The organism is Kitasatospora sp. NEAU-69, from assembly GCF_057158765.1.
In genome coordinates this window covers 11,317-22,572 of the sequence record NZ_JBWXUE010000026.1, presented here as the reverse complement: position 1 = coordinate 22,572, position 11,256 = coordinate 11,317, and the positions used below count along the sequence as shown (strand labels likewise).

Annotated in this window: 9 protein-coding genes; all 9 read left to right on the top strand. The window is 69.2% G+C overall.

Annotated elements, in window-relative coordinates; genetic code table 11:
* Positions 1-220 precede the first annotated feature (220 nt).
* The 9 genes from AC060L_RS26885 (at position 221) to AC060L_RS26845 (ending at position 11,168) form a co-directional block, all read left to right on the top strand.
* Positions 221-1,855 carry a hypothetical protein gene (locus tag AC060L_RS26885; protein WP_483801512.1) on the top strand — a complete coding sequence of 545 codons (1,635 nt, stop codon included), beginning with the start codon at positions 221-223 and terminating at the stop codon, positions 1,853-1,855.
* A gap of 125 nt (positions 1,856-1,980) precedes the next feature.
* Positions 1,981-3,570: a bifunctional lysylphosphatidylglycerol synthetase/lysine--tRNA ligase LysX gene (gene lysX / locus AC060L_RS26880; protein ID WP_483801511.1), complete on the top strand. Its 1,590-nt coding sequence runs from the start codon at positions 1,981-1,983 to the stop codon at positions 3,568-3,570.
* A 4-nt stretch (positions 3,571-3,574) separates the two neighbouring features.
* The gene (locus AC060L_RS26875; RefSeq protein WP_483801510.1) at positions 3,575-3,742 is read left to right on the top strand and encodes a hypothetical protein; all 168 of its coding nucleotides are present in this window, start codon (positions 3,575-3,577) and stop codon (positions 3,740-3,742) included.
* A 97-nt stretch (positions 3,743-3,839) separates the two neighbouring features.
* Positions 3,840-4,277 (top strand): BlaI/MecI/CopY family transcriptional regulator, encoded by a 438-nt coding sequence (locus AC060L_RS26870; protein ID WP_483801509.1) that lies wholly within the window; start codon positions 3,840-3,842, stop codon positions 4,275-4,277.
* 9 nt (positions 4,278-4,286) lie between these two features.
* On the top strand, positions 4,287-4,814 hold the full coding sequence (locus AC060L_RS26865) for an amino-acid N-acetyltransferase (protein ID WP_483801508.1): 528 nt from the start codon (positions 4,287-4,289) through the stop codon (positions 4,812-4,814).
* 127 nt (positions 4,815-4,941) lie between these two features.
* Entirely contained in the window at positions 4,942-5,292 is a 351-nt protein-coding gene (locus AC060L_RS26860; RefSeq protein WP_483801507.1) for a histone-like nucleoid-structuring protein Lsr2, read from the top strand.
* Between the two features lie 758 nt (positions 5,293-6,050).
* Positions 6,051-8,567: an ATP-dependent Clp protease ATP-binding subunit gene (locus AC060L_RS26855; protein WP_483801506.1), complete on the top strand. Its 2,517-nt coding sequence runs from the start codon at positions 6,051-6,053 to the stop codon at positions 8,565-8,567.
* Between the two features lie 894 nt (positions 8,568-9,461).
* A complete protein-coding gene (locus AC060L_RS26850; protein WP_483801505.1) occupies positions 9,462-9,872 on the top strand; it encodes a DUF3224 domain-containing protein in 411 nt (136 codons plus the stop codon).
* A 69-nt stretch (positions 9,873-9,941) separates the two neighbouring features.
* Complete coding sequence (locus tag AC060L_RS26845; protein WP_483801504.1) at positions 9,942-11,168, top strand: MFS transporter; 1,227 nt, start codon at positions 9,942-9,944, stop codon at positions 11,166-11,168.
* Positions 11,169-11,256: the final 88 nt, after the last annotated feature.

Genomic DNA, 11,256 nt, shown 5'->3' with positions numbered 1-11,256 from the left:
GGTTCGTCACCGGCCCCCCGAGGTCGTGGTGGTCCCCCCCCTTTGGGGCCGTCCCCCCGCAGCGCTTTGTCGATAATGCGCGCACTTCACACCTGAGCCATGGTCACGATTCGGGAAAGCATGTGCGCATTTGCGCCACTGCTGTCCAATGATGACCGAATAGTGTCTTTCCTGATCCCCTTACAGTCCGCTGAGACGTTCAAGCAACCAGGGGATCCACGTGCTCTCAGCCCGCAGCCGCCGCGCCACCGCGCTCGGTGCCACCACGCTCACCGCGCTCTTCGCCGCGGGCGCCACCGCCCTGCCGGCCCAGGCGGCCGGCGGGACCGTGACCTTCAAGGGCGACTCGGCCTACGCGCTGCCCGCCGACGGCAGCTCGACGCAGATCCAGCTCCAGGTCGCCGATGCCGGGGCGCCGCCCCTGCGCAACGGCTCCCAGGCGAACGTCACCTACAGCTTCGACACCGCCGCACTGGCCGGCGTCGCCACCTTCCAGTCCGGCTTCGACTGCACCACCAAGGGCACCGCGGTCAGCTGCCAGGACTTCCTGAACGCCCCCGCCGGCGCCCTCCAGCTCAAGTTCCAGGCCGTGCAGGGCGCCAAGCTCGGAGCCTCGGGGAAGCTGCACATCACGGCCACGACGACCGACGGCGCCACCGGCACGTTCGACACCGCGCTGACCGTCGGCGGGACCAAGCTGGCGGTCAAGCCGCTCGCCGCCCAGAAGGGCCTCAAGGTCGGCTCGACGATCACCACCGGCCTCGACATCACGAACAACGGCTCGCTGGCCTCGACCGAGACCACCGTGACGATCTACTCGAACAGCGGCCTGCCGATGCACCAGTACGGCAACTGCCTGTACGACACCACGACGCCGCCCGAGTCGATCGCGATCTGCACCGTCAACACCGGCATCGCCCCGGGCGAGACGGTCCACCTGGACCCGATGCAGTTCGACGTGACCGGCCAGGCCGCCAGCGACATGATCGAGTTCGGCGTCAGCCCGCTGCCGGTCAACCCCGCGGCCTACGGCTTCGGGAAGGACAAGCTCGTCCAGGGCAGCGGTCCGCGCCTGACCCTGGGCAAGCCCGAGTCGCCGTCGCCGGTCGTCTCGGACGTGGCCGACCTGGGCCTGACCGGCAACGCCGCCAACACCTCGCTCGAGTACACCGTCGTCAACACCGCCGACTTCGTCGCGCTGGGCACCTGGACCCCGCAGGCCGGCGGCAAGCAGGGCACCCTCGAGGTCGGCCTGCGCAACGACGGACCGGCGATGAGCATCGACCGCGCCGGCTCCTCGCCGGCCGACCTGCAGGTGATCCTGCCCGCGGGCGTCAAGGCCACCACCGTGCCCAGCGGCTGCCTGCTGCAGAAGACCACCGATCCGACCGGCGCCGGCCGCACGCTGTACCGCTGCGACACGCACGACTTCCAGCCCGCCGGCTTCAAGATCACCTTCGACTTCGGTCTCCAGGTGGACGACCCGACCGCGGTTCTGGGTGGCCTGGTCGACTTCGTGAACGGCGAGGCGCCGTCGGACTTCAACGCGACCGACAAGCTGCCGTTCGACCCGAACCCGGCGAACAACAGCGTCCAGCTCGCCTTCGGCAGCCAGTCGGCCGCCGCCTCCGCGCCCGCCGCCCCGACGACCAGCGCGGCCCCGGCCCCGGCCGCCACCCACGCCGCGCCGACCGCCGGCGCCTCTCCGAGCAAGTCCGCCGGCCCCGAGCTGGCCTTCACCGGCGGTGGCCAGGGCACCGGCACCATCGCCGCCATCGGCGGCGGGGTGATCGTGCTCGGCATCGGCGCGCTGGTCTTCGCGAACCGCCGCCGCCGGGCCGGCTCGCGCGGCTGAGCCCCGACAGGCCTTAGGGCCTGGCCGGCGGATCTCGCCCGACAGGCCCTGGTCGGTACCGACCCGCCCCGCCCCGGGTGATATCCGGTGGCGGGGCGGGTCGTCTGTCTCGCTACCCTGGTGAGGTGACCGATCAGAGCCAGCCCAGCATCCCCGCGACCGACGACCTTCCCGAGCAGATGCGCGTCCGGCGCGAGAAGCTCGACCGGCTCCGGGCCGCCGGGGTCGACCCGTACCCGGTCGGGTTCCCCCGCACCACCACCATCGCCGACCTGCGTGCCAAGCACCCCGACCTGCCCGCGGACACCGCGACCGGTGAGCGGGTCGGCGTCACCGGGCGGGTCGTGCTGGCCCGGACCGGCGGCAAGCTCTGCTTCGCGACGCTGCGCGACGGCTCGGGCGACCTCCAGGTGATGCTCTCCCTGGACAAGCTCGGCGAGGAGCGCCTGGCGTCCTGGAAGTCGGACATCGACCTGGGCGACCAGGTGGGTGTCGAGGGCGAGGTGATCACCTCCAAGCGCGGTGAGCTCAGCGTCATGGTGGACAGCTGGGCGCTGACCGCGAAGTGCCTGCGCCCGCTGCCCGACAAGCACAAGGGTCTGACCGACCCGGAGGCCCGGGTCCGCCAGCGCTACGTCGACCTGATCGTGAACCCCGAGGCCCGGGAGATGCTGCAGCTGCGCAGCAAGGTGGTGCGGTCGATCCGCAACACCTACGAGAGCCGCGGCTACCTCGAGGTCGAGACCCCGATGCTGCAGCCGATCCACGGCGGTGCGAACGCCCGTCCGTTCATCACGCACATCAACGCGTACGACATCGACCTGTACCTGCGGATCGCGACCGAGCTCTACCTGAAGCGCCTGGTGGTCGGCGGGGCCGAGAAGGTCTTCGAGCTCAACCGGAACTTCCGCAACGAGGGCGCGGACGCGACCCACAACCCGGAGTTCACCGCGCTGGAGTCGTACGAGGCCTACGGCGACTACGACACCCAGGCCGAGCTGATCCGCGCGCTCATCATCAACGCCGCGCGCGACGCGCTCGGCACCACCGTCGTGCGCGGCACCGACCCGCACGGCGTCGAGCACGAGATCGACCTGGCCGAGCCGTGGGAGGAGATCAGCGTCTACCCCGGCATCTCGGAGCGCCTGGGCACCGAGGTCACCCCGCAGACGAGCGTCGAGGAGCTGCGCAAGCTCGCCGACGCGGCCGGCGTCCCGTACGAGAAGGAGTGGGGCCACGGCCAGATCATCCTGGAGATGATCGAGCGCCTGCTGGAGGAGAACGCGATCCGGCCGACGTTCCTCAAGGACTACCCGACCGAGGTCTCGCCGCTGACCCGCCGGCACCGCTCGATCGAGGGCGTGGCGGAGAAGTGGGACCTGGTGATCTTCGGCACCGAGATCGGCACCGCCTACTCGGAGCTGATCGACCCGGTCGAGCAGCGGGCCCGGCTGACCGCCCAGTCGCTGCTGGCGGCCGGCGGCGACGTCGAGGCGATGCAGCTGGACGAGGACTTCCTGCGCGCCCTGGAGTACGCGATGCCGCCGACCGGCGGCCTCGGCCTGGGCGTGGACCGCCTGATCATGCTGCTCACCGGCAAGAACATCCGTGAGACGGTGCTCTTCCCGCTGGTGCGGCCCGACTCCGGCGGCGCGAGCACGAAGAGCACGGGGACCGCAGAGCAGACCGAGGCAGCTCAGACCGAGGGAGAATGACCTGATGCAGTACGTCAGTGCGATCGTGCCGCCGCTGGTGATGGCCATCGGCTTCGGCTTCCTGGTGCGGGCCATCATCCGCAGCCAGGGCGGCTCCCAGAAGGGCAAGGAGGACGCCGCCGCCGAGGTGATGGCGGCCTCCACCGCCGCGCCGCGCAGCGCCGCGGAGTAGTCGCCGCACCCGCCGCAGCACCCGCCGCAGGCCGCTTTCCCGAGATCGGGTCAGCGGCCTGCGCCATTGATCAGACAAAACTCTCTAAAGTGGTCGTATGGTGCGTCAACTCGGCGAGCTGGAGAACGCCGTCATGACCAGGGTGTGGCACTGGAACCGGCCGGTGACGGTGCGCGAGGTTCTGGTCGATCTGCGTGCGGATCGGGAAATCGCCTACACCACCGTGATGACGGTGCTGGACAAGCTGTACCGAAAGGGCTGGCTGCGCCGGGAACAGGTGGGGCGGGCCTATCGATATGAACCGGTCTCCTCGCGCGAGGCGTACACCGCGGCACTGATGAACGACGCGTGGGCCACCAGTGACAATCCGGCCGCCGCGCTGGTGCACTTCTTCGGCCTGATGTCGGGCGGGCAGCGCGCGGCACTGCGCGACGCACTGCGGGTGGCCGGTCCCCCACCCGACGAGAACCCGCCGGACGGGAACGGGACGGACGAGAACCCACCGGGCGAGAAGCCGTCGGAGCCGACGCGATAACGTCCCGCCATGGAGGTCACCATCCGCCGGGCGCGGACCAGTGATGTGCGAGCCGTACGCCGGCTCATCGACGCGTACTCGCAGGACGGCATTCTGCTCGACAAGCCGACCGTCACCCTGTTCGAATCGATCCAGGAGTTCTGGGTGGCCGAACGCGATGACGACAGCGCGGTGGTCGCCTGCGGAGCACTGCACGTGATGTGGGAGGACCTGGCCGAGGTCCGCACCCTCGCGGTGGACCCGATCTGCCGAGGTCACGGTGTCGGCCACGGCCTGCTGGAGAAGCTGCTGCAGACCGCGCGCTGGCTCGGCGTCCGTCGGATTTTCTGCTTGACGTTCGAGGTCGCGTTCTTCGCGAAACACGGCTTCGTCGAGATCGGGGAAACCGATGATGGTACGACAGACCCGGCCGTCATCGCTACGGAAGTGTATGAAGAACTCCTTCGATCGTACGACGAAGGAGTGGCCGAGTTCCTCGACCTGGAGCGCGTGAAGCCCAACACCCTGGGCAACTCTCGCATGCTGCTGCACCTCTGAAGCACTGCCCCGCCGACTTGCCGCAGCACATGCCGGACCGGCCCGAACGAACCGGGGTTTGTGTTTTCCGAGAAAAGGCGGTTTCCTTTCCCTAAGGCATTGGGTCGTTAAGAGGAAAGGGAGTCCCGTGGCACAGAGGGTGCAGGTCATTCTTGAAGACGATCTCGACGGCGGTTCGGCGGACGAGACGGTGACGTTCGCCCTCGACGGCGTTGCCTACGAGATCGACCTGAAGTCGGAGAACGCCGAGAAGCTGCGCGGGCTGCTCGGCCCCTACGTGGACAAGGGCCGCAAGCAGAGCGGCCGGCTCACCAGTGCGCGTCGCGCCGGTGGCCGCAGCGCCGCCCGCCCCGCCGCGGGCAGCGCGGACACCGCGAAGATCCGTACCTGGGCGAAGGACAACGGTTTCAACGTGAACGACCGCGGCCGGGTTCCGAGCAACGTCCGCGAGGCGTACGAGGCGGCCAACGCGTCCTGACGGCCAGGCCCGGCGCACAGCCGGAGCGCGGCATCGACGACGGGGCGTGGAGGATCCTTCTCCGCGCCCCGCGGTCATGTGCCGGCGCGGTCACGCCCGCGCGGTCACAGCCCTGCGGTCACGACCGTGCGGTCACGGGCGCCCCGGTGGGGGCGGTGGCAGGGCGGGGGCAGCGGATCGCTCACGGCATGTGCAACGCTGGAACAGCGGCCCGGTCACGGCGTCCGCCCCCGTTTGGCCCTACCGGGCCGGGGGGCCGGTCGATTCCCGCTCGACTCCGGGCAGTGCGGTGGTGGCACGCGACTGCGAGTGCCCTCGCTGAGGCTCCGTCACCCGGTGCCGACGGCGGTGGACTTCTCGCCGAGCGAACAACACTACTGCGGAAACTGCGCGAGAACAGCCGCAATTTCCGGTATGAATGCAGGTGGGACGGGCCGTCGGCCGGGCACGCCAGTGCACCGCGACCCGTACCGCAGGAGGCCGTGAAGCCGGCAATACCCGGCGACCGCTCTCTGTTCCCGGATCGGGGCCGGAGTGTGTTCGCCATTGGCGTAGCGGCAACACGTGCATCGGGCGTACGAGCGGGAACACCGTTCCCCAGCATCAGGTTGGGGAAGGTGTCGGCTGGTCGCGCAGCATGATTCCCTCGCGCCCGCGAGGGAGAACCGTGGGCCGCGCCGCTGAGCGGGACTAGCATGCGGAAGGACAGGGCGGGGACAGTCCCCGAACTGCCCGACCGCTCTGAGGAGCGATTAACGATGTTCGAGAGGTTCACCGACCGCGCGCGGCGGGTTGTCGTCCTGGCTCAGGAAGAAGCCCGGATGCTCAACCACAACTACATCGGCACCGAGCACATCCTCCTGGGCCTGATCCACGAGGGTGAGGGTGTCGCCGCTAAGGCCCTGGAGAGCCTCGGGATCTCTCTTGAGGCGGTCCGCCAGCAGGTCGAGGAGATCATCGGACAGGGCCAGCAGGCCCCGTCCGGCCACATTCCCTTCACCCCCCGGGCGAAGAAGGTGCTGGAGCTCTCGCTCCGCGAGGCCCTTCAGCTCGGCCACAACTACATCGGCACCGAGCACATCCTGCTCGGCCTGATCCGCGAGGGCGAGGGCGTCGCCGCCCAGGTCCTGGTGAAGCTGGGCGCCGACCTGAACCGGGTCCGCCAGCAGGTCATCCAGCTGCTCTCCGGCTACCAGAGCGGCGGCAAGGAGTCGGCCACGGCCGGCGGCCCGGCCGAGGGCACGCCCTCGACCTCGCTGGTCCTGGACCAGTTCGGCCGCAACCTCACCCAGGCCGCCCGCGAGGCCAAGCTCGACCCGGTCATCGGGCGCGAGAAGGAGATCGAGCGGGTCATGCAGGTGCTGTCCCGCCGCACCAAGAACAACCCGGTGCTGATCGGCGAGCCCGGCGTCGGCAAGACCGCCGTCGTCGAGGGCCTGGCCCAGGCGATCGTCAAGGGCGAGGTTCCCGAGACGCTCAAGGACAAGCAGCTCTACACGCTGGACCTGGGCGCCCTGGTGGCCGGCTCGCGCTACCGCGGTGACTTCGAGGAGCGCCTGAAGAAGGTGCTCAAGGAGATCCGCACCCGCGGCGACATCATCCTCTTCATCGACGAGCTGCACACCCTGGTCGGCGCCGGCGCCGCCGAGGGTGCGATCGACGCGGCCTCGATCCTGAAGCCGATGCTGGCCCGCGGTGAGCTGCAGACCATCGGCGCCACCACGCTCGACGAGTACCGCAAGCACCTGGAGAAGGACGCCGCGCTGGAGCGCCGCTTCCAGCCGATCCAGGTCGCCGAGCCCTCGCTGCCGCACACCATCGAGATCCTCAAGGGTCTGCGCGACCGCTACGAGGCGCACCACCGGGTGTCCATCACGGACGCCGCGCTGGTCGCCGCAGCGACGCTGGCCGACCGGTACATCTCGGACCGCTTCCTGCCGGACAAGGCGATCGACCTGATCGACGAGGCCGGCTCCCGGATGCGCATCCGCCGGATGACCGCGCCGCCGGACCTGCGCGAGTTCGACGAGAAGATCGCCGAGGTCCGCCGCGAGAAGGAGAGCGCGATCGACGCGCAGGACTTCGAGAAGGCCGCCTCGCTGCGCGACGACGAGAAGCAGCTCCTGAACGCGAAGGCCAAGCGCGAGAAGGAGTGGAAGGCCGGCGACATGGACGTCGTCGCGGAGGTGGACGAGGAGCTCATCGCCGAGGTCCTGGCCACCGCGACCGGCATCCCGGTCTTCAAGCTGACCGAGGAGGAGTCCTCCCGCCTGCTGCGCATGGAGGACGAGCTGCACAAGCGCGTCATCGGCCAGAAGGACGCCATCAAGGCGCTCTCCCAGGCCATCCGGCGCACGCGTGCGGGCCTCAAGGACCCGAAGCGTCCCGGCGGCTCGTTCATCTTCGCCGGCCCCTCGGGTGTCGGTAAGACCGAGCTCTCCAAGACGCTCGCCGAGTTCCTCTTCGGCGACGAGGACGCGCTGATCTCCCTCGACATGTCGGAGTTCAGCGAGAAGCACACCGTCTCGCGGCTGTTCGGCTCCCCGCCCGGCTACGTCGGCTACGAGGAGGGCGGCCAGCTCACCGAGAAGGTGCGCCGCAAGCCGTTCTCGGTCGTGCTCTTCGACGAGGTCGAGAAGGCCCACCCGGACATCTTCAACTCGCTGCTGCAGATCCTGGAGGACGGTCGGCTGACCGACTCCCAGGGCCGGGTCGTGGACTTCAAGAACACGGTCATCATCATGACCACCAACCTCGGCACCCGGGACATCTCCAAGGGCTTCAACCTGGGCTTCGCGGCCGTGGGCGACACCCAGTCCGGCTACGAGCGGATGAAGGCGAAGGTCGGCGAGGAGCTCAAGCAGCACTTCCGCCCCGAGTTCCTGAACCGTGTCGATGACATCGTGGTCTTCCACCAGCTGACCGAGGAGGACATCATCCAGATCGTCGACCTCATGGTCGACAAGGTGGATGGCCGGCTGAAGGACCGCGACATGGGCCTGGAGCTCAGCATCGAGGCCAAGCAGCTGCTCGCGAAGCGCGGCTACGACCCGATCCTCGGTGCCCGTCCGCTGCGTCGCACGATCCAGCGCGAGATCGAGGACCACCTGTCGGAGAAGATCCTCTTCGGCGAGCTGCGGGCCGGCCAGATCGTGGTCGTCGGCGTGGAGGGTGAGGGCAAGGAAGCCAAGTTCACCTTCCGCGGTGAGGAGAAGACGGCCGTGGCCGACACTCCGGCCGCGGTCGCGGCGACCGGCCCCGACCTGACGAAGTAGCAGCAGCCACAGCAGTCACGGCAGCTGCCAGCAGTATCCGGCGAGCCGCCGGCCCTCTCGGGACTTCCCGAGGGGCCGGCGGCTCGCTGTCGTTTCTGCGTGCGATAGCAGAGCGGACAATGGAAACTCCCGTTCCAGTTGATATTGATGTTTCGATATTTCCCTGTCCGGTCAGACATTCGATCGCCGTCGACTTAGCAGAGTATGACCGGTATGACTACCTCTGTTGACTGGCGTGAATGCACGGGCGAACAATAAATCCCGCAGACAGCCGCCATGTCCGCGGTTCGCGGTGCGCGCGGCCATCCCAATTCGACCCGATGACCGATTCGGCTGATCGAGCCCGATGACCGCACCCGATGACCCGAGCCCGAGGACAAGGGGCTGATCGTGATCCGCTCAGTAGGCGCCCGCGAGAGGCCCGGGCACCAGCCCGCCGGGCCACTGTGCGCGGCAAGGCCGCCGCTCCCCCGGCGCCTGCCGTCGCCACGGCCACCGGCGACCACTGGGCGGGTCCCTCCGGCTTCGGAGGGGCCCTGAACGCGCCCGAGATCGCCGGCCGGCTACCCGCCTGCCGGCATTCGGTTCTCGGCGCGATTTCGGCGCCGCCCCCGGAGCCGTTCGTTCCGGGTAATCCGGTCGGCGCGAGCTTCGGACTTCGGGTTCAGTGGAATTCGACGTTCCGCCGACACCCGGGTCGAATTCCCCGAATTCGACTGCCACCCGGATCAGCAGCTCGCCCCTTTTTCCTCCCCCGCCTCACTCGTCTCTCCATCCCGTCCCTCTTCGTCCCGCCACTCTTCATCCCGTACCTCTGCCACCCGCACCGGTTCTCCCCACCGATGGCCACCCGGGTGGCCGTCAGCACCTGACCGCCATGAAAGGCCGAGCATCATGAGCAACGGCGACAAGACTCGCGCCAATGCCGTCATCACCGTGCACAAGTACGAGCCGGAGGCCTACGAGGCGCCCGCCGAGGGCGGGATCCTGAACCGGATCCACGCCGAGGAGAGCTTCAGCGGCGACCTCGAGGGCGAGGGCGTGGTCGAGTTCCTCCAGGTCTACCGCGCCGACGGGACCGCCGGTTTCGTCGGCCTGGAGCGGTTCACCGGCACGCTGGCCGGCCGCACGGGCACCTTCGTCCTCCAGGACACCGGCACGCTCGAGGGCAGCGTCGTCAGCGGCGAGTGGTTCGTCGTGCCGGGCACCGGCACCGGCGAACTGGCCGGCCTGCGCGGCGCCGGCGGCTTCCGCGCCAACCTGGGCGAGGGCGCCGAGGCCACGCTGGACTACTGGTTCGAGTGATCTGACAGACCGTCGGGAGCGGGCGCCGGCCGTTCGGCGCCCGTCCGCAATCGGAGTGAGGAGGTTCTCGTGAGCACCATCAGCCAAAGCGCCCCGACCACGGGCGCGCGCATCGGACAGCCCAGCAGCCGCGGGTTCTGGATCATCGCGGTAACGTCGTTCCTGTACCTGTTCGCGGTCAGCGCGCCGTCACCGATGTACGGCATCTACGCCGCGAAGTGGCACTTCTCGGCCACCACACTGACCCTGGTCTTCGCCGCCTACGCCGCGACGCTGCTGATCACCATGCTGCTGGCCGGCGCGCTCTCCGACGCGATCGGCCGACGGCCCGTCATCGTCACGGCGCTGGTCGTCCAGGCCGCCACCATGGTGCTCTTCTTCTTCGCGAGCGACGTCGCCTGGCTCTTCGCCGCCCGGCTCCTGCAGGGCGTCGCGACCGGCCTGGTCACGGCGGCCGTCTCGGCGGCGCTGGTCGACCTGCAGCCGGCCCACCGCCCCGGACTCGCGCCGCTCATCAACGCGACCGTGCCGCCGGCCGGCCTCGCTGTGGGCGCGCTCTGCTCCGGCGCGCTGGTGCAGTACGGCCCGCAGCCGACCAAGCTGATCTACGGCCTGATGTTCATCATGTTCGTCGCGCTCGCGATCATCGTGCCCACCCTGGTGAAGGAGACGGTGACCACCCGTCAGCACTTCAAGGTGGACGTGAAGGTCAGCATCGAACCGAACGTCAAGCGGGCGTTCTTCTCCACCATGCCGGTGCTGGTCGCGGTCTGGGCGCTGAGCGGCTTCTACATGTCACTGGGCACCTCGCTCACGCTGAAGATGGAGAAATCGCACAACGTGCTGCTCGGCGGCATCGTCATCTTCCTGCTCTGCGCGTTCGGCGCCGGTACCGGCCTGGTGCTGCGGTCCTGGGCCTCGCGCAAGATCGTCCTGTTCGGCTGCTCGATGCTCAGCGCCGGCGTGCTGATCACGGTCGCCGCCATCGCCGCCGACATCCCGACCCTGCTCTTCGTCGGCACGGTCATCGCGGGCTGCGGCTACGGCGCCGGCTTCCTCGGCGTCTTCCGCACGCTCTCCAGCATGGCCCACCCGATGCGCCGTAGTGAGCTCATCTCGGCCATCTACGTGGTCGCGTACCTGTCGTTCTCGATCCCCGGCGTGATCGCGGGCATCCTCACCACCAAGATCGGCCTGCACAACACGGCGCTGGGCTACGGCGCGATCGTCGCCGCCCTGGCACTGGGCGCGATCCCGCTGACGCTCAAGCACTGCAAGCACCCCGCGACGGTCTGACGCATCGTCTGACATCGCTGGAGCGGGGGGGGGGGAGGAAGAGCGGCGGCCCCCTTCTCTTTCCCCCCCTCCCCCCCCCTCCCCCCTC

Coding starts and splice junctions, on each gene's coding strand:
- AC060L_RS26870 (WP_483801509.1), top strand. CDS start 3,840: ATGGTGCGTCAACTCGGCGAGCTGGAGAACGCCGTCATGACCAGGGTG.
- AC060L_RS26865 (WP_483801508.1), top strand. CDS start 4,287: ATGGAGGTCACCATCCGCCGGGCGCGGACCAGTGATGTGCGAGCCGTA.
- AC060L_RS26855 (WP_483801506.1), top strand. CDS start 6,051: ATGTTCGAGAGGTTCACCGACCGCGCGCGGCGGGTTGTCGTCCTGGCT.
- AC060L_RS26850 (WP_483801505.1), top strand. CDS start 9,462: ATGAGCAACGGCGACAAGACTCGCGCCAATGCCGTCATCACCGTGCAC.
- AC060L_RS26875 (WP_483801510.1), top strand. CDS start 3,575: ATGCAGTACGTCAGTGCGATCGTGCCGCCGCTGGTGATGGCCATCGGC.